At 41.9% G+C, this 20,995-nt stretch carries 24 protein-coding genes; 15 read left to right on the forward strand and 9 right to left on the reverse strand.

From position 1 onward, the window contains the following. Positions 1-44: 44 nt before the first annotated feature. Together ACEQZT_RS10245 and ACEQZT_RS10250 are read right to left on the reverse strand one after the other, a co-directional pair. Entirely contained in the window at positions 45-431 is a 387-nt protein-coding gene (locus ACEQZT_RS10245) for a VOC family protein (protein WP_370089329.1), read from the reverse strand. A 179-nt stretch (positions 432-610) separates the two neighbouring features. After that, entirely contained in the window at positions 611-1,387 is a 777-nt protein-coding gene (locus tag ACEQZT_RS10250) for a hypothetical protein (RefSeq protein WP_370089330.1), read from the reverse strand. Positions 1,388-1,581: 194 nt separating this feature from the next. Here ACEQZT_RS10250 and ACEQZT_RS10255 point away from each other — a divergent pair, with 194 nt between their 5' ends. The 6 genes from ACEQZT_RS10255 (at position 1,582) to ACEQZT_RS10280 (ending at position 10,017) form a co-directional block, all read left to right on the forward strand. Next, positions 1,582-4,944, forward strand: a complete 3,363-nt coding sequence (locus ACEQZT_RS10255; RefSeq protein ID WP_370089331.1) for a methylmalonyl-CoA mutase family protein — start codon at positions 1,582-1,584, stop codon at positions 4,942-4,944. A 26-nt stretch (positions 4,945-4,970) separates the two neighbouring features. Beyond that, a complete protein-coding gene (locus ACEQZT_RS10260; RefSeq protein WP_370089332.1) occupies positions 4,971-5,738 on the forward strand; it encodes a LytR/AlgR family response regulator transcription factor in 768 nt (255 codons plus the stop codon). 78 nt (positions 5,739-5,816) lie between these two features. Then, positions 5,817-6,425 (forward strand): intradiol ring-cleavage dioxygenase, encoded by a 609-nt coding sequence (locus ACEQZT_RS10265; RefSeq protein ID WP_370089333.1) that lies wholly within the window; start codon positions 5,817-5,819, stop codon positions 6,423-6,425. Continuing rightward, a complete protein-coding gene (locus tag ACEQZT_RS10270; protein ID WP_370089334.1) occupies positions 6,415-7,023 on the forward strand; it encodes a YceI family protein in 609 nt (202 codons plus the stop codon). Before ACEQZT_RS10265 ends, ACEQZT_RS10270 begins: the two co-directional genes overlap by 11 nt. A 125-nt stretch (positions 7,024-7,148) precedes the next feature. Next, positions 7,149-9,119 (forward strand): T9SS type A sorting domain-containing protein, encoded by a 1,971-nt coding sequence (locus ACEQZT_RS10275; protein WP_370089335.1) that lies wholly within the window; start codon positions 7,149-7,151, stop codon positions 9,117-9,119. Between the two features lie 109 nt (positions 9,120-9,228). Continuing rightward, positions 9,229-10,017, forward strand: a complete 789-nt coding sequence (locus ACEQZT_RS10280) for a DUF481 domain-containing protein (protein WP_370089336.1) — start codon at positions 9,229-9,231, stop codon at positions 10,015-10,017. On the opposite strand, the gene ACEQZT_RS10285 is transcribed toward ACEQZT_RS10280, so the two are convergent. Further along, positions 10,018-10,782, reverse strand: coding sequence for a class I SAM-dependent methyltransferase (locus tag ACEQZT_RS10285; RefSeq protein WP_370089337.1), 765 nt, complete (start codon positions 10,780-10,782; stop codon positions 10,018-10,020). An 84-nt stretch (positions 10,783-10,866) separates the two neighbouring features. Here ACEQZT_RS10285 and ACEQZT_RS10290 point away from each other — a divergent pair, with 84 nt between their 5' ends. From ACEQZT_RS10290 to ACEQZT_RS10300, 3 genes are read left to right on the forward strand one after another with little or no spacing between them, the layout of a single operon-like run. Further along, positions 10,867-11,277 (forward strand): hypothetical protein, encoded by a 411-nt coding sequence (locus tag ACEQZT_RS10290; protein WP_370089338.1) that lies wholly within the window; start codon positions 10,867-10,869, stop codon positions 11,275-11,277. A 28-nt stretch (positions 11,278-11,305) separates the two neighbouring features. Next, positions 11,306-12,067: a hypothetical protein gene (locus ACEQZT_RS10295; RefSeq protein ID WP_370089339.1), complete on the forward strand. Its 762-nt coding sequence runs from the start codon at positions 11,306-11,308 to the stop codon at positions 12,065-12,067. 4 nt (positions 12,068-12,071) lie between these two features. After that, on the forward strand, positions 12,072-12,656 hold the full coding sequence (locus tag ACEQZT_RS10300; protein ID WP_370089545.1) for an acyl-CoA thioesterase: 585 nt from the start codon (positions 12,072-12,074) through the stop codon (positions 12,654-12,656). Here ACEQZT_RS10300 and ACEQZT_RS10305 read toward each other — a convergent pair. Genes ACEQZT_RS10305 through ACEQZT_RS10320 form a run of 4 tightly spaced genes read right to left on the reverse strand, consistent with a single transcriptional unit; the run spans position 12,631 to position 15,207 of the window. Further along, positions 12,631-13,038 carry a DUF3052 domain-containing protein gene (locus ACEQZT_RS10305; protein WP_370089340.1) on the reverse strand — a complete coding sequence of 136 codons (408 nt, stop codon included), beginning with the start codon at positions 13,036-13,038 and terminating at the stop codon, positions 12,631-12,633. The two genes, ACEQZT_RS10300 and ACEQZT_RS10305, sit on opposite strands and share 26 nt — an antisense overlap. Beyond that, a complete protein-coding gene (locus tag ACEQZT_RS10310) occupies positions 13,038-14,222 on the reverse strand; it encodes a DnaJ domain-containing protein (RefSeq protein WP_370089341.1) in 1,185 nt (394 codons plus the stop codon). Before ACEQZT_RS10310 ends, ACEQZT_RS10305 begins: the two co-directional genes overlap by 1 nt. A gap of 44 nt (positions 14,223-14,266) precedes the next feature. Beyond that, entirely contained in the window at positions 14,267-14,632 is a 366-nt protein-coding gene (locus ACEQZT_RS10315) for a CrcB family protein (protein WP_370089342.1), read from the reverse strand. After that, on the reverse strand, positions 14,629-15,207 hold the full coding sequence (locus ACEQZT_RS10320) for an ACP phosphodiesterase (protein ID WP_370089343.1): 579 nt from the start codon (positions 15,205-15,207) through the stop codon (positions 14,629-14,631). The genes ACEQZT_RS10315 and ACEQZT_RS10320 overlap by 4 nt, the downstream gene beginning before the upstream one ends. 161 nt (positions 15,208-15,368) lie before the next feature. Between ACEQZT_RS10320 and ACEQZT_RS10325 the strand changes: the two genes are divergently transcribed. The 4 genes from ACEQZT_RS10325 (at position 15,369) to ACEQZT_RS10340 (ending at position 18,268) form a co-directional block, all read left to right on the forward strand. Then, positions 15,369-15,743 carry a TerB family tellurite resistance protein gene (locus ACEQZT_RS10325; protein ID WP_370089344.1) on the forward strand — a complete coding sequence of 125 codons (375 nt, stop codon included), beginning with the start codon at positions 15,369-15,371 and terminating at the stop codon, positions 15,741-15,743. After that, the gene (locus ACEQZT_RS10330) at positions 15,740-16,162 is read left to right on the forward strand and encodes a DUF4440 domain-containing protein (RefSeq protein ID WP_370089345.1); all 423 of its coding nucleotides are present in this window, start codon (positions 15,740-15,742) and stop codon (positions 16,160-16,162) included. The genes ACEQZT_RS10325 and ACEQZT_RS10330 overlap by 4 nt, the downstream gene beginning before the upstream one ends. Before the next feature lie 86 nt (positions 16,163-16,248). Further along, positions 16,249-16,698 carry a CBS domain-containing protein gene (locus ACEQZT_RS10335; protein ID WP_370089346.1) on the forward strand — a complete coding sequence of 150 codons (450 nt, stop codon included), beginning with the start codon at positions 16,249-16,251 and terminating at the stop codon, positions 16,696-16,698. A gap of 49 nt (positions 16,699-16,747) precedes the next feature. Beyond that, entirely contained in the window at positions 16,748-18,268 is a 1,521-nt protein-coding gene (locus ACEQZT_RS10340) for a serine hydrolase (RefSeq protein WP_370089347.1), read from the forward strand. Here ACEQZT_RS10340 and ACEQZT_RS10345 read toward each other — a convergent pair. Continuing rightward, positions 18,265-18,699 carry a hypothetical protein gene (locus tag ACEQZT_RS10345; RefSeq protein WP_370089348.1) on the reverse strand — a complete coding sequence of 145 codons (435 nt, stop codon included), beginning with the start codon at positions 18,697-18,699 and terminating at the stop codon, positions 18,265-18,267. The genes ACEQZT_RS10340 and ACEQZT_RS10345 overlap by 4 nt on opposite strands. A gap of 90 nt (positions 18,700-18,789) precedes the next feature. On the opposite strand from ACEQZT_RS10345, the gene ACEQZT_RS10350 reads away from it, so the two are divergent. Both ACEQZT_RS10350 and ACEQZT_RS10355 read left to right on the forward strand, forming a co-directional pair. Next, positions 18,790-19,137 carry a PadR family transcriptional regulator gene (locus ACEQZT_RS10350; protein WP_370089349.1) on the forward strand — a complete coding sequence of 116 codons (348 nt, stop codon included), beginning with the start codon at positions 18,790-18,792 and terminating at the stop codon, positions 19,135-19,137. Next, positions 19,134-19,745 (forward strand): hypothetical protein, encoded by a 612-nt coding sequence (locus tag ACEQZT_RS10355; protein ID WP_370089350.1) that lies wholly within the window; start codon positions 19,134-19,136, stop codon positions 19,743-19,745. Before ACEQZT_RS10350 ends, ACEQZT_RS10355 begins: the two co-directional genes overlap by 4 nt. 75 nt (positions 19,746-19,820) lie before the next feature. On the opposite strand, the gene ACEQZT_RS10360 is transcribed toward ACEQZT_RS10355, so the two are convergent. Beyond that, entirely contained in the window at positions 19,821-20,831 is a 1,011-nt protein-coding gene (locus ACEQZT_RS10360) for a helix-turn-helix domain-containing protein (protein WP_370089351.1), read from the reverse strand. Positions 20,832-20,995 lie beyond the last annotated feature (164 nt).

Here is a 20,995-nt window from a genome sequence, read left to right on the forward strand (position 1 = left end):
TCTCAGTCCGATATAGGATTTACACAAACGGCTGGTGATCCCTGCTATTTCGGCTCTATCAAATCCCACAGGTTTCCATAGAGGTCTGAAAACACACACACCCTTCCGTATGGTTCCTGGGATGGCTCCCTGATTATCTGCACTCCGTTTGCTTCCAGTTGTGCATAATAGCCATCGAAATCATCCGTATGCATGAAGAGAAAAACACGTCCGCCTGTTTGATTACCAATGGCCTTTTCCTGTGCATCACTGGCCGCCTTGCCAAACAGAAGGGAGACTTCCGAGCCCGGTGGAGCTACCCGCACCCATCGTTTGGTGTCGCTTAGCTTCGTGTCTTCCAGCAATTCAAACCCCAGCTTCTTGGTATAAAAATCAATGGCCTCATCATAATCCCGAACGACCAGTGTGAGTTGGAAGAGTTGGTTTTTCATGTTAACATGTGTCTAGAAGACGTAAAGCTAGAGAAGGCAGAGGCAACCTCTTTGGAGTTGACTAACAATATTAGGCTCGATGTGTAATCCTGAGAGCAACGAGGGAACTCTAATTGAGAATAAGAGGCTTGCATTTCCGGAGATTGAGACATGAAAGGAAGTCAAGTTGAGTGTTCGGACTAGTCTGAGTTAGTTTTTGCTTTATACACGATAGTTCCAACAAAGTTTAGAAGAGATAATGCTTTATAACTGTTTGTTTCGCTACCATAGTTGCAATCCTCGCCATGAAGAACTGCATGTCTATTAAATTCTGAGTCACTTTGGTTTAATGAGCCTTTATGCTTGAGAGGCTCTAATAAATTAGTGAGTATTGATTCTCGTTCTAGATTCTTAACCCATTCAAAAGTGTGAGGATGATAGTTGTCGTTTGAATCTTTTCTTCCTCCAAATAGTTTTTTACCTGTGATGTCACAACAAATACCCTCAGCTTGTGAAAAGAATACTGGAATAGAAAGATTATAATCTGAATTTTTATGAGCGTTGAATGCTGACTCTAGTATTTCCTTTCTTCTTGGGAATTTCCTTAAAAGTGTTTTTCTAATGACTTTGAAATGATTTTTGAAATGAGTCATCATTTCTTTATCCAGTTCCATTTCGTCAACTTCTTCTTTCTCAATCATTTCAGTGAGACGAATAGGTTCAGATATATCAGTTTCAAGTGTTATGTACCATCCGAATTCAGCAAGTTTGCGATATGCAATAGATGATCTTTTTTGATATTCTACTAAGGTTTTACTTAGTTTTTGAATTGAATCCAGAATATCAGAATTAAATTTTTCATGAAATTTTTTTAGTTCTGAAAAAACATTGGATTTATGTGAGCTAATTAATTTTTGAGTGATCTCAAGTTGAGGTCTTAAATGCTTAAATGGATCATGAATTTCAGGTATTTTCATCGAGGATAAAATTAATCGCATAGTTATTGGTCTTATAAAATTAACTATCTGTGGCGTATCAAAATTTTTACGGAATTAAATGCAATCAATTAAATGATGTCCTTTAATAAGCTTTTAAGGATTCTGTTGAATTCATAATAAAGCAAATTCCCCTTCATTTTCAGTAAATTTGTTGTCCCAAAAATTGAAACAACATGACCCCAGAAGTTGAGATTTATAAGCCCACCAATCACATCCGTATCGTTACTGCAGCGTCCCTTTTTGATGGACACGATGCAGCAATCAATATCATGCGACGGATCATCCAGTCAACCGGCTGTGAGGTGATCCACTTGGGACATAATCGTTCCGTGCAGGAGATCGTAGACTGTGCCATACAGGAAGATGCACAGGCCATCGCCATCACATCGTATCAGGGCGGGCACGTGGAGTACTTCAAGTACATGTATGATTTGCTAAAGGAGCGGGGTGCCGAGCAAATCAAGTTGTTTGGTGGTGGAGGAGGTACCATCCTACCGGAAGAAATAGAGGAGCTGCACAAACACGGGATCACACGCATCTACTCTCCGGATGATGGACGAGCCATGGGGCTTCAGGGCATGATCAATGATCTGGTGAAGCAAAGTGATTTCCCGGTGGGAGAAAACCTGAATGGGCAGGTGAAAAAGATCAGCACCAAAGATCATCAGGCCATCGCGCGAACTATTTCTGCAGCAGAAAACTATCCTGAAAAATTCAAAGAAGAAATGGCTGCCTTGCGAAAGGTCGCTTCCAAAACACCTGTGTTAGGAATCACAGGAACGGGTGGGGCAGGTAAATCATCGTTGGTGGATGAGCTGGTGCGTCGCTTCCTGCTGGACTTTCCGGATAAAAACATTGCTGTTATTTCGGTGGATCCGTCCAAGCGAAAAACCGGAGGCGCATTGCTCGGAGATCGTATCAGAATGAACGCCATCTTTAGCGATCGGGTATACATGCGTTCACTAGCGACACGTCAATCCAACCTGGCACTTTCCAAGTATGTGCAGGATGCTATCGATATTGTGAAAGCTGCAGGATTTGATCTGATCATACTCGAGACTTCCGGTATCGGTCAGTCGGATACTGAGATTACTGATCACTCGGATGCTTCGCTCTATGTGATGACACCAGAGTATGGAGCGGCCACTCAACTGGAAAAAATTGACATGCTTGATTTTGCGGATATCATCGCGCTCAACAAGTTTGACAAGCGAGGCGCATTGGACGCATTAAGAGACGTAAAAAAACAATATCAACGTAATCATCAACTGTGGGATGCCAAGCCTGAGGACTTGCCGGTATTTGGCACCATTGCCTCACAGTTCAATGATCCGGGCATGAATCAGCTGTATTTATCACTGATGAACCTCATTGCTGAAAAAACCGGATCGGAGCTCAAGTCTTCGTTTGAAAGCTCAGAAGAGATGAGTGAGAAGGTGTTCATCATCCCTCCAAAAAGAACCAGATACCTGTCTGAAATCACAGAGACCATCCGAGGATACAATGAGACGGTAGAAAAGCAAAAGGAAGTTGCACAGAAGCTTTACAGCCTGGATAAGTCAGCGGAAGTTTTGAAAGATGAAAAAGCCGCGCTTGAAGCGATTGATAAAGCGAAAGAAAAACTTAAGCTGGATCTGGATCCACACAATGCCAAAATACTGGAAGAGTGGGATGCGAAGCGAGCTAACTACGAAGGTGAGTACTTCACGTACGAAGTGAGAGGCAAAGAGATCAAAGTGAAAACCACCACTGAATCACTTTCTCATACCAAGATTCCAAAAGTGATCCTTCCAAAGTATGAAGCGTGGGGTGATATCCTGAGGTGGTCATTGCAGGAAAATGTTCCGGGAGAGTTTCCATATACAGCGGGCGTATTTCCATTCAAGCGTCAGGGTGAAGATCCAACGAGGATGTTTGCCGGGGAAGGTGGTCCGGAAAGAACCAATCGTCGGTTCCACTATGTGTCGAAAGGACTACCGGCGGCCAGATTATCCACCGCATTTGATTCGGTAACACTTTACGGAGAAGACCCGGATCACCGACCTGACATCTATGGGAAGATCGGTAACTCAGGGGTGAGCATTTGCTGTCTGGACGATGCGAAGAAATTGTATTCAGGTTTTGACCTGTGCGATCCTACCACCTCCGTTTCCATGACCATCAATGGTCCGGCTGCTACGATCTGCGCCTTTTTTATGAATGCTGCCATTGATCAGCAGTGTGAGAAATACATCATCGAGCATGGGATGGAGCAGGAGATCGAAGCGAAGATTGAAAAGATGTATAAGGATGCCGGGGTGAAGCGACCAACCTATAGCGGTGAGCTTCCCGAAGGGCATAATGGACTAGGACTAATGCTACTAGGCGTTTCCGGTGATCAGGTGCTTCCGGCCGATGTGTATCAGGAAATGAAAGTGAAAGCACTTTCTTCTGTGCGAGGAACGGTTCAGGCAGATATTCTGAAAGAAGATCAGGCACAGAACACCTGCATTTTCTCCACCGAGTATTCCCTTCGATTGATGGGAGATGTGCAGCAGTATTTCATCGACAATAATGTCCGAAACTTCTATTCCGTTTCGATCTCAGGTTATCACATTGCGGAAGCTGGAGCGAACCCAATTTCACAATTGGCTTTCACCCTGGCGAATGGTTTCACATTTGTAGAGTATTACCTGTCCAGAGGAATGGACATCAATGCTTTTGCACCAAACCTTTCCTTCTTCTTCTCCAACGGAGTAGATCCGGAATATGCAGTGATCGGACGTGTGGCAAGAAGAATCTGGTCCAAAGCAATGAAGCTAAAATATGGAGCCAATGACAGAGCGCAGAAGCTGAAATATCACATTCAGACTTCAGGGCGTTCGTTGCATGCTCAGGAAATTGATTTCAACGATATCCGAACGACACTTCAAGCTTTGTATGCGATTTATGATAACTGCAATTCGCTACACACCAATGCCTACGATGAGGCGATTACTACGCCTACTGAGGATTCAGTACGTCGTGCGATGGCCATCCAGTTGATCATCAACAAAGAGCTGGGTCTCGCTAAAAATGAGAACCCAATCCAGGGCTCATTTATCATTGAGGAACTGACTGATTTGGTTGAGGAGGCAGTAATGGTAGAGTTTGACAGAATTACTGAAAGAGGAGGCGTGCTTGGAGCGATGGAGAGCATGTATCAGCGAGGTAAGATTCAGGAAGAGTCGATGTACTATGAAACGCTGAAGCACACCGGAGAAATGCCAATTATTGGTGTGAACACCTTCCTTTCTTCGAAAGGCTCGCCTACAGTGATTCCGGATGAGGTGATTAGAGCAACAAAAGAAGAGAAGGAGCAGCAGATCGAAAATTTAAAGGAGATGCAAAGGGGCAATGAATATAAGTCCAATGAGCTGTTGAAAAAACTGCAGGATACGGCATTACACAATGAAAATACGTTTGCAGCTTTGATGGAAGCTTCCAAGTACTGCTCTCTTGGTCAGATCACGCATGCCATGTTTGAAGTAGGCGGTCAGTATAGACGAAATATGTAAAGAAGCTCATTGATTACTTTTACTCAATGACATTCAGGTATGTATCTAACAAGTGGCCTATTTCAATAAAATGGGTGAGTTTGGCATGTCTGATGCTGGTCTTCATTTCAGTATTTCAGGACTATTACTATTCACTTCGGAATCAATCTGCATTTTACCTGTCTGAGTCGCTTCTGTTCAATTCATTTTGGTTGTTTTTTATTCCAGGGCTGAGTGTGTTTTTTTCCATGCTGCACCGATTACATAAAAGGGCATGGTATCAATACCCATTTGCAATTGTGGTAGCTATTTTGGTGCATTGGGGGCTTTATGATTTAGCTGTATTTACCATCTCATTTCTCTTTCATGAGCATGCCTACTCATTGTTGCACACCATGAAGTACAGCATTTCATCCCTTACGCTTTCAAGTTTATTGATCTATGGAATAGGTTCAGTGATTCATGCACGAAGACCAGCACCATCGATCGAATACCTTGCACGGATACAGGTCAAAACAGGAAGCCAAACAATCCCCATTGATGTGCGTGATATTATCTGCATTCAATCGGAATCTCCCTATGTCGCTATTCACACTCAGGAAAAGCAGTATCTCCACAGTGACACGCTAAAATCCCTTGAGAAAAGATTAAATCCTGAGGTTTTTGTGCGGATTCACAAATCCTGTCTGATCAATTCAGCACATGTAAAATCATTTGCATCAAGAAACAATGGTGATTATGACGTAGTGATGGCCAATGATATGAGTGTTCGTGTAAGTAGAAACTACGCTGCATCCTTTAAGTCCCTTTTATAGCACTCGGATCAACCTAAGAATTACTCAGGTTAGCATATTTCAATTTGCCCAGCATTGATTTTCCTCGTTATTGCTAGCATGAAACATGTAATGACGATCGTCATCCTGATGAGCAGTCTCATCGGATGTGCACAGAAAGAAAGAGCAGTTGGAGGACCATGTGAAGGATGTGAAGCTCTGCTTGAGTACAATGGAAAACTTAATGCTGTAGATACCTTGCCCGGTTTTACTACTGCAGTTCAGAAATTGAAAATTGCGGGTGTGGTTTATCAAAAAGATGGAATAACGCCAGCCAGCAATGTGATACTATATATCTATCAAACCAATCAGGAAGGAGTATATCCTACCGCCGGGCAAGGGTGGGGTCGGAGACATGGCAAACACCGTGGCTGGGTAAAAACGGATAGTGATGGGAGATATACATTTTACACATTCAAGCCTGGGGCTTATCCAGAAAGGAATGATCCTGCGCATATCCACTTGACTGTAAAAGAACCAGACACTAATCCTTATTACTTGCATGACTACCTATTTGAAGGAGATTCTCGACTCACAAAATCGGATTTGAGCACGAAGAATAAACGAGGAGGATCCGGCCTTATAAAGCTGAAAAATCCAGTCAATGGAATCTATGTAATCAAACGAGATATTATTCTAGGTTTAAATATTCCTGATTATGAGAAGTGAAATAGTGCTGTTATACAGTTTGCTATGGCTTATGTCTTGCTCAGGTGAATCCGCATCGAAAGTTCAAAGCGATTTTTATTCAAACGATCCCATCGGGGAGCAGGATACGGTTTGGGTTGATCCACAATCATCTCAAATCATCTGGAAGGGAACTAAGATGAGGGGGCTGGGAAAGCACGAAGGAGTCATTGCTTTAAAAAGGGGGTATCTGTTAATGACAAATGATGTCCCGGCAGGAGGCGAGTTTATTATTGATATGCGAAGCATGGAGGTCACCGATATTCCTGAGCATGAGCCGATTCCGCGAAAAAATTTAATCAATCATCTCAAGGGCCCGGATTTTTTTGCAGTAGATCAATACCCGGAGGCTCAGTTAAAGCTTACCTCTGTGGTTTCGCCTTTAAAGATTCAAGGTTTGCTAGACATGCATGGCATATCCAATTCAATAACATTTGAAGCATTTAAAAATGATCAAGGCTTTCAGACAGTAATTATCCTTGATCGATTTAGATGGAATATTGCCTATGAGGGAAGCTGGATAGACCGAACATTGGTGGATCGTGAAATTGAACTGAATATCAACTTGGTATTAAAATGACTTGTTTAAAACTCTATCCATTTATCCCGGATTTACATCCTTTCATCTAATAGACCGAATCCATTTATGTAAAAACCAATTTGTCCTTCTGATGATGTTGTTACATTCGTGCAAAATATTATCAAATGATAAAGTATTGTGCGAAACCAATATTGGGAGCGGTACTCTGCTTCATTAGTATCACCATTGTATTTGGTCAATGTCCTACCTCAGGTACAATTAGTTCGGATTGTTCATCTGCCAGTCTTACCATCACAGGGAATACGCTCACGGTTAATCCCGGAGTTACAGTAACCGTCACCGGAGCTTTAACTGTTCGTGCCGGTAGTACCCTAAACGGAACTGGAGCAGTATTTAATGTTGGATCGCTTGCCGAAACCTATGGAGGTCCTAATGTTATCAACGGAGGAACTTTCAATACGGGTGGATTTAGCAGCGGAAGTGGTGGAGACTTTAGCTTGTTGGGAGTGACTATCAATATCAGCCCGGATGGAACATTCCCTATTACCGGTGGTAATATTACAATTAACAACTCCACGATTACCGGTGTAAGCAATGTCACCACTAGTGTGACAAGCTTATCCATGACAAATACAAGCATTTCAGCTTCGGGAAGCATTCAACTGGAGGATCTTACCTTGTCTGGAGGGGCGCTTTCAGCGGGTACCACCTTCAGTGTTACAAATGGAACAAATAGTATTGATAATGCAACACTTTCTGCGGTGAGTGGTACATTCAACAACACAACCATGACTAACACCACTGTAAATATGGGAGGAACTGTAGCTGTATCGGGAGCGTCTAGTTTTGAAGATTCTTCGTTTGATGGGGTTACAAACTGGACATCCAACGTGAGTTCACTCTCAATAACAAACACAGATATTACAGCATCGGGCAGTATCCAACTAGAAGACCTTACTGCATCTGGTGGAGAGTTTATTGCAGGAACAGCTTTCAATATTACTGGAGGTACCAGCACCATGACTGGAGCAATCGTTTCTGCCGCTTCGTCAGCCATTCGAAATACGACGATTAGTAATACGGACTTTGACCTTACCGGGACCATGGATATAACCAGTGGTGCAGTAACATTTGATAATTCAGAAGTAAATGTAGACGCTCTTAATACTTCTGGAGGTACAACATTGACAGTGCAAAATGGTTCTAATTTCTATGTGACCAATGATATGTACAATTCGGAAGATTTGATTGTTGATAATTCATACATGGAAATAGGAGGAGATCTTGATGCCACAGGTGGGGATAATATTACGGTGAGAAATAATGGAGAACTACTTGTTAGAGGAAGCTATCGGATGAACAATGGAGGTGGCGTACAAATGGATGTTGAAGGGGGAAGTATTGTTCGCGTGCAGGGAGATGTAGAAAGTACCACTGGAGGGAACACTATCAATGTGGATGATAATTCCGGAATTCAGGTAGATGGTGAGTTTGTTGGTGGTCAGCCACCGGTTGTAAGTGTGGGAGCTGGAGACGAAGGAGCAGATTGTTTATCAGGAGGAGGATGCTGTGGTGATAGTGGTGCCTGTCCTGAAGCATCAGTTTTACCTGTGAGTTTGGTTTCGTTTGGACATAAGCAGAGCGATTCTCATGTCGAGCTAATGTGGTCTACAGCTAGTGAATTGAATAATGAATTCTTTACCCTTGAACGCTCACTTGATGGAATAAAATTCACTATCATTTCCACAATTCCAGGTGCTGGTACATCTAGTAACTTTTCTAGTTATAAATATCTCGATAAATCAAGTGCTTCTAAAGAGAAGCTCTATTATCGTTTATCACAAACAGACTATGATGGAACACATGAGTACCTGGGGGTTATTCACGTGGAGATTTCAAAGATCGAAAGGCAGTTGACATTGTATCCCAATCCCGTGATAGATACAAGGAAGGTGAAGTTTATGGGAGTTTCAACTGAAACAACCTGGAACATCTATTCTATTTCGGGTGAACTTGTTCGTTCCGGTCAGTTTGATAAGGACAATGATTTATCTGTGGATGGGCTTGAAGCAGGAACATACGTATTGAAAACAAATGATGCCGAAAGTAAGTCTGCGGTATTGATAATACGATAATTTTCAAATATTCTGTACAAATAAAATGATCCTGTCGAGAGGCAGGATTTTTTATTGTTGCCCTTGTGATTTGAATGATTAAATAGATAATTGTGTTGAAATCGGTGCTATGAAAAGAACACTACTGTTAATCATATTTATAAATTGTTTTTTATTCACCTCTGCACAAATCCTCAAGGTAGACAAAGGTTTTCTGGCTTCAGACTCTTCAAATTATTTCACAGGAGTAATAGATGCCACGTTTGCGGTAAATAACCGAAGCTCCACAGCGGAGGAGGAGAATATATACGTTGGTGTGAACAACAATGTGGATGTGGTCTACATCGCGGAGCAATCCGCCACGGTACTGATCAGCGGCCTTAATTATTACAAAATTGGTAATGGACCTTTGATCTACAATGGAACGGCTCACCTGCGCGAGATATTCCGGAGATCAGCCAAGCTCACTCCTGAAGTATTTGGACAGATACAGTTTGATGAGTCCAGAAACATGGCTCTTCGTTGGCTGCTGGGAGGAGGCTATCGGTGGAATATCCTACAGCAGAAGAATTCACTCTATGCCGGGTTAGGAATTTTTCATGAGCATGAGCGATGGAATGGCGAGTTTGAGGCCATCGAGAAGAACCTTTGGAAAATGAACTCCTACCTAAGTGCGGATATCAGCCTTACTAAAACCACGAATATTAATGCCATTGTCTATCTGCAGTCGGGACATGATGGAGTTATAGATGCGTTTCGAAATCGGTTAAGCGGACAATTGGAGTTTAAGAACGCGCTAACGGATCGATTTAAAGTAAAGATGACCTCCAGCTTCCTGTGGGATGATAAGCCGATCATCCCTTTGAATGAGTTTATTTATGAGGTGTACTTTGGTGTGGAGTATGGGTTTAACCCGTAGTTACTTCACCACTTTATAAATCACCTCTTTATCAGGAAGTGCGTATCTGGATTTCTCTTCAGCACTTAGCTCATCGATCAATCGCTCTTCCACAACCTGAAATCCGGAGCTGGCCAATCTTGCTCCATAATCTTCCCCATACATACGAACATGGTCATCCTGTCCAAAGGCTTTTTCTCGATCTTTCGGATTGATGATGGTCTTGTCTTCGTAAGTCGTTTTAGGTAAGGGATAGAAAAATGGTACCTGTAGGATTGCCCATCCACCCGGTTTCAATACTCTGCGTATTTCGCTCAAAGCTTTCATATCGTCATCCACGTGCTCCAAAACGTGATTGCAAAAAATGATATCGATAGAGTCATCCTCAAATGGAATCTCGTGGATATCCATTTTCACTTTAGCCAGAGGAGATTCTATATCAGCTGTGATATATTCCAAATTTTCCAGCGTATCAAATCGACTCATGAAACAGAGCTCTGGTGCTACATGTAGCATCTTCGCTTCCTTGGTGAAAAAGTCAGTTTTCCTTTTTAGATAAAGCCAGATCAGCCGGTGGCGCTCCAGTGCCAGGCATTTGGGGCAAAGCGCGTTGCTTCTGGATTTTCGGCCGTAGGGTAAAAACTTACGGAATTTCGATTCGCAAACAGGGCATTCTACCTTATTTCCTTTATAAAATACAGCCATCATTCTCATTGCCACATGGCTAAAGAGTTGGAGATATTTTCGAGGTACGTATCTAAGGAAAAAAGAGATGATAAACTTCACGCTTCGTCAATTTTGCGTCGCAAGTTATTTATTACCCCCCCGACCAGCAATCATTGCTGAAATTTTCTCTATTTTGGTTACTGTATGCGCAAGATCATTTTGTTAGGTGTCTTTATTTGTCTCGGTCAGTTCTGTTTTGCTCAGAAAGAAAAGCCTATGCAGGATCATCTACCCACGGAGAATCTGGAGATGAGAAAGGACTCCAACAAAAAGGTTAATGAACCGAAACGAAAGAATATCGCCTTGATCTATGTGCCGGATGCCAATAAGATCGCATATGGCAATCGATGTGTGACGGAAGAAACCCACAAAATGGGCTTTGAATACATTGTAGAGCCCACAAATATTGCCGGAAGCAAAACCTGGAAAGGGAAGTTTTTGAATAACCTCTGGGTAAAGACTAAATTAGTAGTGACTCGATCACCATTTTGGAAGCTGATTCTGAATAAAAAAATCAAAGAGTGTAGAAAGATGAGTGGTGATTTGGTGGGCTGAAAAATCAATAACCTAACGCACAACACCCATGAAATCGAACCCAATCAATCAAATGAAAAAGCTGTCTGTGGTCTTTTTCCTAACGTTCTTTTCCTGCGCTAGTATCACAGAAGAGATCTATTTAAACGCTGACGGAAGTGGCGAATACCTGGTGTATTCTGATGTGATCAGCAGTACACAATCTATGATGATGGGAATGATGAGCGGGATGTACCCTGATGCCTCTGAGGATAGTCTGCGGCAAATTGTGGATGAGCAGATCTGGGCAGAGTTTCCAGCTGAGATAGATTCGATAATTGATTTCTCAGGTCGTGTGCCAGATAGCATTAAGAATGACCCGGCCAAGAAGAAGTATCTGGACAAAATGGAGATGTTTATGAAAGGTAGCAAAGCTGAGCGCTATCTCAATTCAGGTATGCGTTTCAGTTTTCGAAGCATTGAAGATTTGCAGGGATTTCAGGATTTTATGAATGAAAATCAGACAGCAACCAGCGGAGGGATGGGAATGGAAATGCCGAGTGTAAATGTGAAATACAGCTTTGATGCCAATTCGTTTTCAAGGGTGTCGGATATGGAGATCAAGATGGATGAGAATGATTCTTCCATGCTCGTGCTGGGAGAGCTATTGAAAGGATCAAAGTCCAGACTCATTCTTCACCTGCCTAGAAAGGTAAAATCTGTAAGCAAGGGGTTAGTTGTTGATCAATCCGGAAAGGATGTAATATTTGAATTTGACCTGATCAAAGTGCTGAATGGCGAACAATCGACCGATGTGAAAGTAGAATTTTAGAATGATGGATCCAAGACCCGTTCAGTTTTCCAGAACCAAGCTCACAGAGTTGATGATTCCTTCCTTCGCCAATTTTGGAGGAAAAGTGCACGGTGGACTCATCCTATCACTCATGGATAAGGTGGCCTATGCAGCGGCTAGCAAGCATGCCGGTACGTACTGTGTCACGGTCACGGTCGATGGAGTCGAGTTTCTACAGCCGGTAGATGTGGGTGAGCTGTTGACACTGGATGCGGCAGTCCACTATGTAGGTAACAGCTCATTGGTAGTAGGAATAAAGGTGACATCAGAAAATGTGAAAACCAATGAGGTAAAACATACCAATAATAGCTACTTCACCATGGTAGCTAAAGGAGAAGACGGTAAACCAACTCAAGTGCCCGAGTTGATTCTGGAGGATATCACGGAGATGCGTCGCTTTGTGGAGGCCATCAAACGAATAAAAGTGAAGAAGGAAGCCAATGCTAAGATGCAAAAGGAGCAGGATGAGTTTATTATGGTGGATGATATGGAATTGCTAAATAACCAGCGCTGCAAGGTGGAATTTAAAGTAGATGATGATTTTAACGATCTTTTTTCCGATACATAAACTTTAGTCCCGACCAGTCTTCATCTACAGCGCAAACTTTTACATCCACCAGGCCACCTGCCAGCCCAAACTCTCTCACGATATTTCCATTTAAGTCGGTCTCAATTTTTGACCCCCCTTTTGGCCAGGAAACCCACATCGTGCCATCTTTTTTCAGTGCTTCTTTCCAGGTCTTCCAGTTAGTATCCAGCGTCTTTAGCTCCTTTACGAATACATGCTGAAAGTCGTATGCTTTGGAGGACAGTTCGTCATCCCATTCGGTGTTGGTAGGTGTTTCTTCGAGTAGATCAAAATAGTTTTCGGGAGAATCAAAAAGGAAGCAAGCATACCCTTCCTTTATGCCTAGCTTTTTCCAAAGAGGATTTTTTGAGTAGCCTGCCATTAGTTACAATACATTGAGGAAATTCCAGTCCAGTTTCGGTCTTTTGCTCCGGCATATTCCTGGCATGCCTGATCTTTTCGTCCCATTTTCAGGTAGGCATTGGCACTAGTAATGTAGGAGGAGGCACTGTCTGGCCACACGTATTTGTTCCAGTCTGCCGCTTTGATGGCCATTTCTGGATCGTCGAGTTCCACATAAATATCTGCGAGGTAGGTATAAAGGTAATAGTGTGAGCGAGGCACGTACTTTTCATTGATGACCATGGCGTATCCATCGCCGTAAAAGGTCTTGTATCTTTTTATGGCAAGCCGATGAGCGATGAGTAGATGATCCAGCGCCTCAGCAGGGTTGTTCAGTTCTTTGTGCTGTATCTCAGCGATTTTTACCAGCGATGAAATGATTTCATACTCACCTACTAAAAAATCCTTAAGAATGTCGATGGCTTTTTCCGGTTGATTTGTTCGTTTATATGCCTCTGCTAGTTTTTGTCTGAGCTCATAAAAGGGTAGATCAGGGGCAAACTCCTGAACCAGCTCATATAAACTGATGGCTTCATGATATTCTTTTTTTCTGAAATGGGAATTCCCCTTCTCAGCAATCTGATCAATCATGGTATTCTTAAACATCTTCATGTCCCGTTCCTCTGTTCTGAAAAAGTCCAGTGAGGTCATGATTTCAAATGCTGTTTTGTACTCACCTGCTTCAAAGTACTTCCTTGCATCCATGTAGGTCGTTCTTCTCTCAGCCAGCATTTTTTCCAGCTGATGATCATCATAGCTTTGTTTCACCCACACACCCGTCATCACCAGCAGGGCGATCAAAAATGTGATGCCAAATGCGTACGCGGTAGCTATGGCATTTTGTCGATAGTCGATTCGTCCGCTACTATATCGGGCTCTGTTTCTTGTTTTCCATTGATCTGGTCGTGGAGGTTGATAGGTATACGGTCTGGTATCATTTTGCGAAAACTGACGATACTTTAGTTTCAGGTCAAATCTCGCCTTTTCATATTCGTCAGATAGAATTTGGTGGGCAACATTGATCTCTTTGAATTTTTCCTCCATCTCTGGTCTGCCGGGGTGCTTGTCGGGATGGTACTTTACCGCCAGCCTTTTGAATGCTGCCTTTATTTCGGCAGGGGTAGCATCTTCAGATAAGCCTAATACGTGGTAGTAGTTCGTCATCAGAAATGGTTAGTGACTATATAACGGAGAAAATGGAAGAAAGATTATGCTTTATAGGTCAGGTAGAATCCTGCCAGGCAAACAATTAATCCCCCGATCATGCTTACAGACGCATACATCACAAACTGTAGTATCAAACCTTCACGAATCAATTTCAATCCATCCAATGCAAAGGCAGAGAAGGTGGTGAACCCACCACATAGTCCAGCGATGAGAAATAATGTTGTTTGGTTACTAAGTTTTATGGCTCCTCCACTCAATAATCCAATTAGTAAACAACCGATCAGGTTGACGACAAGTGTTCCTGAGTAAGTTTTGTCGGGATAAAACCTGGCTGTAAAAATGTAAACTCCATATCTGGCTATACTTCCCAAGAATCCTCCCAATCCTACCATTAAAAAGTCTTTCATGCCTCAAAGTTTTTTACATGATTCTGCAACTCAGGAAAAAACTGATGAAATTCCTGCTTGTAATCTTCATAGTGATCAATCAATGCCTGAGATGCCTCGTCCATCTTATTTTCATATTTAGTCCTCCTACTCATGCCAGTAAGGGCCTTATCTATACCTTCTATGAATTGATAATTGTAGAGCCAATTATCTCTTGCCATGTAGCTGAGCATATGCACTACGCCTTTTGGTAAGATGTCATAGTAAGAATCCATGGTTTGGTAAAAGTTTTCCGTGTACTCCAATAGTGGTGTATTTGAAAAGCTCGTCCAGTCTTTTGCGAGAAAATGGTCGTAATAGACATCCACAATCACTGGAGCAAAGTGGCGGAATTTCTCTCTCAATCTAATTTTACTTTGAAGTACCACCTCGTGATTATCTGTATATGAATCGATGCTTCTATGCAGACGTATACCCTTTTGGATGTTAGCTGGATACTGATCCATTTGTGATCCTTTCACAAAATCACCGATGAAATTACCAACCAAAAGTTCCTCATCATTTCCACTTAGATATAGGTGCGCTAGAAAATTCATTATTTCCTTTCATTTTTAGACCTCAGACATAATAGTTTGAGATTAACAATGGTGGGTTTACTTTTGTGATTCATCAGTGAAAAGCCTTTAAAGCAATTTAGTAACTAATCGAAAGAGTCATCGACAATAATTTTCCAAATATCATCCGATCTCATCTGAACATGCTGGTGCAGCTTGCCCGTGTGGATGGAGTAGTAGTTCAGGAGGAGATTGATCTGATCAAGCAGATCGGCAAAGCCAATGGAATGTCTGCAGAGGAGATTAGTGAGTGTTTTGAAGATCCGTCAGTTATTGAGGGATTGGAGACCCTTTCCGATGATCAGCGATACGATTACCTCTACAATGTGGTGCAGTTGATGAAGATTGACGGGCGAATCTACAAGGAGGAAATAAAGTTCTGCGCACGGATTGCCAGCAAGCTGGGATATGATGAGGATGTACTTCGTGAAATGATGCTGAAAATTTACAGCGATCCGCACATTACTACAGATAAAGAGACGTTAAAAGCTAAGATTCAAACGTATCTTAGAAAATGAGAAAAGTTGGTCTCTTACTTTTTTTAATTACTTCATTCACGTTTTCACAACAAAGCCCTGACGAGCAGGCCATTCGCGATGTGTTGGCTCAGCAGCAAGAGTGCTGGAATGCAGGAGATCTGGAGTGTTTCATGGAAGGCTACTGGAAGTCTGATCAGTTAGTTTTTATTGGCAGCAAGGGCCTGACATATGGATGGCAGCAAACCCTGGATAATTACAAAAAATCCTATCCGGATAAGTCAGCCATGGGTAAACTAACATTTGAACTTCTCATCATTGATCCATTGAGTGACGATTTTTGGTCGGTAGTAGGAAAATGGAGTTTGAAGCGAAAGAGCGATAATCCCAATGGCCACTTTTCACTTCTTTTCAGACGATTGGGAGATCAGTGGGTCATTGTATCCGATCATTCCAGCTAATCTACGCTAATACTAAATTTGGCTATTTCGTGTTTTTTGAGTAGATTCTATGCTACTTAACACTTTAAATTCAGCTAAATATGGTAATGAGCTATCGGGGAGCAGAAGCTCCTAAAATCCAGGAATCACAAGCCCTTAAAGTAGAGGATTATATGGCCAGAAAGTTGATTACTTTCAATCCCAAACAACCCATGCATGAAGTGGTAGATGCTTTGATGAAGCATAAGATATCAGGGGGACCAGTAGTTAACGATCAGGGTGAGTTGGTAGGGGTTATCTCAGAAGGGGACTGCCTTAAGGAAGTGGTAAAAGGGAAGTATGATAACATGCCTATATTCACAGGATTGGTAGAAGAACACATGGCAAAAAATGTGATCACCGTAGATCCCAACCTCAACATATTTGAGGCAGCTAAGATGTTTCTTGAAAAGAGATTGCGCCGATTCCCTGTTGTACATGAAGGCAAGCTGATAGGCCAGATCAGTCAAAAAGATGTGATGAAGGCGGTGTTGAATGCGAAAAGCTCTACCTGGTAGCATCAAATAGCTTTATTTCGTATTTTCGTTCTTCATCAAACCCAGAAGAATGAAAAAGCTATTATTCCTATCTCTCTTACTTTTATTTATTTCAGTCCGGGCACAGGTTGATGTCAAAGCTATTGACAAATATATCGAGCAAGCGAGAAAAGACTGGAATGTGCCGGGCATGTCTGTTGGGATTGTGAAAGATGGGAAGATTGTTCTCAGTAAAGGGTATGGAGTAAAGGAGATTGGAGGGAAGGATAAGGTAGATGATAATACCCTTTTTGCGATTGCCTCCAATTCAAAAGCTTTTGTCGCTTCCTGCATAGCCAAACTCGTAGAAGAGGGAGAGCTATCATGGAAAGATAAGGTAAGGGATTACCTGCCATACTTCACACTTTATGGTGACGAATACATTTCCTCCATGGTCACCATAGAAGATCTTTTGTGCCACAGGGTTGGACTAGGAACTTTCAGTGGAGATGTAATCTGGTATAAGACTGAGAAAACCCCTGAAGAGATCATTAAGCAGGCAGCTTATGTGCCTGAGGCATTTGAATTCCGTGATGGATATGGGTATACCAATTTGATGTTTATTGTAGCTGGTGAGGTGATTCGACAAGTGACAGGAGAGCCATGGGAAGCCTATGTGAAAAAGCATTTCATGAATCCTTTGGGGATGAATAATACTGTTATCAGCGTTAACGACTTACCTGAAAATACAGCCATACCTCACAAACCAACCTTAGAAAATGGGACGGTACCAATCGAATGGGCCAGCTGGGATGCTCCTAGTGCAGCTGGAGGAATTATTTCATCATCCACTGATATGGCCAAATGGATGATGATGAACCTGAATGGAGGTGAGTGGGACGGAAAGCAATTCATTGAAAAAGAACAGCAAAACCTGTTGTGGACACCACATAATAATTTTAAGCTGAGTGAAGGTTCTAAAGAATCAATCCCGGGAAGGCATTTTGCGGGGTATGGATTAGGATGGAGTGTAATGGACTATTACGGAACAATGGCTGTTAGCCATGGAGGAGGATATGACGGTATGTACTCCAGGGTTATGATGGTACCAGACTTAAAGCTAGGTGTAGTTGTACTCACCAATACAATGGAGGGAATCTCCACTCCTTTGGCGTACTACATTGTGAATCAATACCTGAAAAAAGATATGCGTGACTGGTCCGCAGAGTATTTGGAAAGAGCAAGATCTAGAAATGGCCACAAAGAAGATGTAGAGGAAAGACTGGTAGCACGAAAGATGGGTACAACACCATCTGTAGAAGAAGCTGAAATGGTTGGCACCTATTATGATCCCATGTATGGTAACATTATAGTTTCTAATGAGGAGAACGAATTACGGATCAGTTTTCAAGATGCACCAGAATTGAGTGCGACTTTAGAACACTGGCATTATGATACCTATGAAATCAAATGGGATAAAGAACATGCTTGGTTTGATTTTGGTACCGTTTCCTTTGAGTTGGACAATAACCTAAATGTAGAAGGAATCGAGTTTGATGTTCCTAATGGAGACATCTTTTTTCATGAACTGCATCCGAAGAGGAAAAATTAAAAAGGGAGTAAATCTGGTTCCACAAATTCTTTCTTGGCTCGTTTGTCTGCAAATACATTGAAGCCATAGTGTTGTCCTAGGATGTCTTTGAAATTGGTCAGCAAACGGGGAAACTCCTTTATAAAGTCTTTGAAATTGTCAGTCTTTGCCTTTTGCATGAAGTGATCCATTGCCTTCACTGATGCGATTGTCACCGTCTTATTGAACTTATCATAGACACCAAGCGATTCCGCAAACCCTTTGATCTGGTCACACATGTTTTGCTCAGCTTGCTTCCGTCCATATTTCCGAATATGAATGTACGCTAGTCGCAGGTGTGCTTCATGCGTGAACATTCCCGGTTTAAGTCTATAAGACCCGAAGATTTTCTCATATTCTTCGTCGGTGTATTGCCAGTGATCTTTGATTTTCATTGATGCAAAAGTATCCATTTAAGCTAAAATTGATGATTGTTGAAAATAATACCTCAAATAATGAGGTATTTATTTGTAATATATCAATACTTGATGTATTGTTGCATTATGTATTCGAAAGAACTCTTAAAAGGAACATTGGAAGTGATCGTATTACAAGTGCTTTCTGAGAAAGGCAAGATGTACGGTTACGAGCTTTCTCAGATGGTTAAGGAAAAGACCGATGGGAAGATTCACTTAAAGGATGGGTCTTTGTATCCGGCGCTACATAAAATGACGAAGGATGGAATTCTCACCTTCGAGGAAGTAAGTATTGGCAAGCGAGTAAGAAAGTACTACAAGCTGACTACCAAAGGGGAGGAGCAAAAGGAGACTTTGCTGGATGAAATGCGAGATTTTATCAAGACGATTGAGAAAGTAATTTTCAGCGACTTAAAAACATCGTCAGCCATATGATTGCTGAAGAATACGAAGATCGAATCATAGCAGAGGTCGAAAGCAGCTCCATTAAAAATCAAGCACTGAAGGATGATTTGATTGATCATTTCTGCTGCCTCGTCGAGATTGATATGGGTCGCGGTAGCTCATTCGAGCAGGCTCTGGAAAACGCTTATCTGCAAACCGCACCACACGGGCTGGACGAAATACAACAAGAAACTATTTTTTTATTCAATTACTCAAAAATCATATTTATGAAACGACTAATGTATGTTGTAGGCTATCTGTTCACAGTGACCTGGATAGCCGGTATCGCTTTTAAATTACTACACCTGCCAGGTGCAGGGGTTTTGCTTGGTGTTGGAGCTTTAGGTCTGGCATTTATTTTCATTCCATTATTCTTAATTAATCGGTATAAGAATTTTGCAAGAGAAGTGTTGTCTGAGCGTTTGAAATGGATATTCGGAGGAGTATCATTTCTGTTATTGGTAACTTCCATAACCATGAAGTTTCTGCATCTGATGGGGGCAGGACTAATGCTAGGACTCAGTTTCCTGGTATTTGGAATCGGCTTTTTACCCTTCTTGTTTTTCAGGATGTACAAAAAATCAGTAGATGAACTCTGAGGTCAAGGACTAGACTCAAAATGAAAGGGCGATCCGCCAGCCGGCGGATGGCTTTTTTTTATCTAATCATAAATCTTAAGCACTCTGGTGCATGTACTCTTCCCTGAATTCCCCCGGCGATTTACCTACCATCTTCTTGAAGTTGTTATAGAACGATACTTTGTTTTTAAACCCCACTTCTTCACCAATGGCTTCAAGTTTTAAATGACTTGTTGCATCACTACTTAGTTTTTGTTTGGCTTCCTCTATCCGAAACTCATTGATGAGGGTTGAAAAAGATTTGTCTGAAAATGCATTGAGTGCCTGTGAGATTCGATACTTCGGAACGCCCAGTTTCTCCGCAAAGGAAGACAAGCTGAAGTCCGGATCTTTGTAGTACTTATTCTGTTCAAGCACTTTATTGATTTTCTGCACCAGGTAATCTCCATCCTCTTTAGTAAGGCTGCTGGAGGAATATTTAGGCCTGATTTTTTCTTTGATAAAGCTGTATTCTCCAAAATAAGTGATCCCATAGGTCAGTAACACAAACCCTGCGCAGATGATGTAGTCCAGTCTGAGCGTATAGAAACCGAATTTTAGTGAGGCAGAGTATGCGATCAGTCCAATGACGAAAGAAGCATACGCAAGCATAAACAGCTTGTTGATGCTGCTGATCTTTGCTGTTTTTAGAATGACAAATCCATATCCGGTAAACAGCGAGATTTTACAAAACATAATTACCTGATTGGCTATGGGATAGTAGGATGGTGGTGCTTGAATGAAATAGCGCATAGCAAGCCAGTAAAGAGTGAAAATCAAAGCAGGCATCAGATGAAAAGGCAGGTGGTTAAGTTTCGCCCCTTTTTTTATGTAATAGTAAAATGAAAAAGGCATCAGCCAGTTTGAGGTAACAAAAAGCCAGGTTACCAACACTGGCGGGTTGACCAGTTTTGACCAATAATTGACATAGTGCAGGATAGTAATGGAGAACATAAGCAAGTACAATCCAAGGAAGCGCTTGCGCTTGCTCTCGCTAATGATGAACATCAATGATAGAATTACTCCATTGATAGCGGCCGCTAAAAAAAGTACGAGTTCCCAGGTCATGATTTTATTGTAACAAGGATGAAAAGGTAATTCCTATACTTTTCATCAACGGATAAATCTAATCAGGAAACGGAATTGGGGGATAAATATTCGTTAATGTTAACCTCAAAGGGATGATTAGTTAAGTGTTGAAGGAGGTTGGATCGTTAATCTTATCAAAACAA

Origin of the sequence: Ekhidna sp., from assembly GCF_964218185.1 — a bacterium.
GTDB lineage: Bacteria > Bacteroidota > Bacteroidia > Cytophagales > Cyclobacteriaceae > Ekhidna.

What these genes read in the sequence shown, in the direction of transcription:
- ACEQZT_RS10280 (WP_370089336.1), top strand. Translation starts at nt 9,229, where the DNA reads ATGAAAAGAACACTACTGTTAATCATATTTATAAATTGTTTTTTATTC.
- ACEQZT_RS10340 (WP_370089347.1), top strand. Translation starts at nt 16,748, where the DNA reads ATGAAAAAGCTATTATTCCTATCTCTCTTACTTTTATTTATTTCAGTC.
- ACEQZT_RS10295 (WP_370089339.1), top strand. Translation starts at nt 11,306, where the DNA reads ATGAAATCGAACCCAATCAATCAAATGAAAAAGCTGTCTGTGGTCTTT.
- ACEQZT_RS10350 (WP_370089349.1), top strand. Translation starts at nt 18,790, where the DNA reads ATGTATTCGAAAGAACTCTTAAAAGGAACATTGGAAGTGATCGTATTA.
- ACEQZT_RS10330 (WP_370089345.1), top strand. Translation starts at nt 15,740, where the DNA reads ATGAGAAAAGTTGGTCTCTTACTTTTTTTAATTACTTCATTCACGTTT.
- ACEQZT_RS10305 (WP_370089340.1), bottom strand. Translation starts at nt 13,038, where the DNA reads ATGGCAGGCTACTCAAAAAATCCTCTTTGGAAAAAGCTAGGCATAAAG.
- ACEQZT_RS10360 (WP_370089351.1), bottom strand. Translation starts at nt 20,831, where the DNA reads ATGACCTGGGAACTCGTACTTTTTTTAGCGGCCGCTATCAATGGAGTA.
- ACEQZT_RS10345 (WP_370089348.1), bottom strand. Translation starts at nt 18,699, where the DNA reads ATGGATACTTTTGCATCAATGAAAATCAAAGATCACTGGCAATACACC.
- ACEQZT_RS10290 (WP_370089338.1), top strand. Translation starts at nt 10,867, where the DNA reads ATGCGCAAGATCATTTTGTTAGGTGTCTTTATTTGTCTCGGTCAGTTC.
- ACEQZT_RS10270 (WP_370089334.1), top strand. Translation starts at nt 6,415, where the DNA reads ATGAGAAGTGAAATAGTGCTGTTATACAGTTTGCTATGGCTTATGTCT.
- ACEQZT_RS10320 (WP_370089343.1), bottom strand. Translation starts at nt 15,207, where the DNA reads ATGAATTTTCTAGCGCACCTATATCTAAGTGGAAATGATGAGGAACTT.
- ACEQZT_RS10275 (WP_370089335.1), top strand. Translation starts at nt 7,149, where the DNA reads ATGATAAAGTATTGTGCGAAACCAATATTGGGAGCGGTACTCTGCTTC.
- ACEQZT_RS10335 (WP_370089346.1), top strand. Translation starts at nt 16,249, where the DNA reads ATGAGCTATCGGGGAGCAGAAGCTCCTAAAATCCAGGAATCACAAGCC.
- ACEQZT_RS10315 (WP_370089342.1), bottom strand. Translation starts at nt 14,632, where the DNA reads ATGAAAGACTTTTTAATGGTAGGATTGGGAGGATTCTTGGGAAGTATA.
- ACEQZT_RS10245 (WP_370089329.1), bottom strand. Translation starts at nt 431, where the DNA reads ATGAAAAACCAACTCTTCCAACTCACACTGGTCGTTCGGGATTATGAT.
- ACEQZT_RS10250 (WP_370089330.1), bottom strand. Translation starts at nt 1,387, where the DNA reads ATGAAAATACCTGAAATTCATGATCCATTTAAGCATTTAAGACCTCAA.
- ACEQZT_RS10310 (WP_370089341.1), bottom strand. Translation starts at nt 14,222, where the DNA reads ATGACGAACTACTACCACGTATTAGGCTTATCTGAAGATGCTACCCCT.
- ACEQZT_RS10300 (WP_370089545.1), top strand. Translation starts at nt 12,072, where the DNA reads ATGGATCCAAGACCCGTTCAGTTTTCCAGAACCAAGCTCACAGAGTTG.
- ACEQZT_RS10260 (WP_370089332.1), top strand. Translation starts at nt 4,971, where the DNA reads ATGACATTCAGGTATGTATCTAACAAGTGGCCTATTTCAATAAAATGG.
- ACEQZT_RS10265 (WP_370089333.1), top strand. Translation starts at nt 5,817, where the DNA reads ATGAAACATGTAATGACGATCGTCATCCTGATGAGCAGTCTCATCGGA.
- ACEQZT_RS10355 (WP_370089350.1), top strand. Translation starts at nt 19,134, where the DNA reads ATGATTGCTGAAGAATACGAAGATCGAATCATAGCAGAGGTCGAAAGC.
- ACEQZT_RS10325 (WP_370089344.1), top strand. Translation starts at nt 15,369, where the DNA reads ATGCTGGTGCAGCTTGCCCGTGTGGATGGAGTAGTAGTTCAGGAGGAG.
- ACEQZT_RS10255 (WP_370089331.1), top strand. Translation starts at nt 1,582, where the DNA reads ATGACCCCAGAAGTTGAGATTTATAAGCCCACCAATCACATCCGTATC.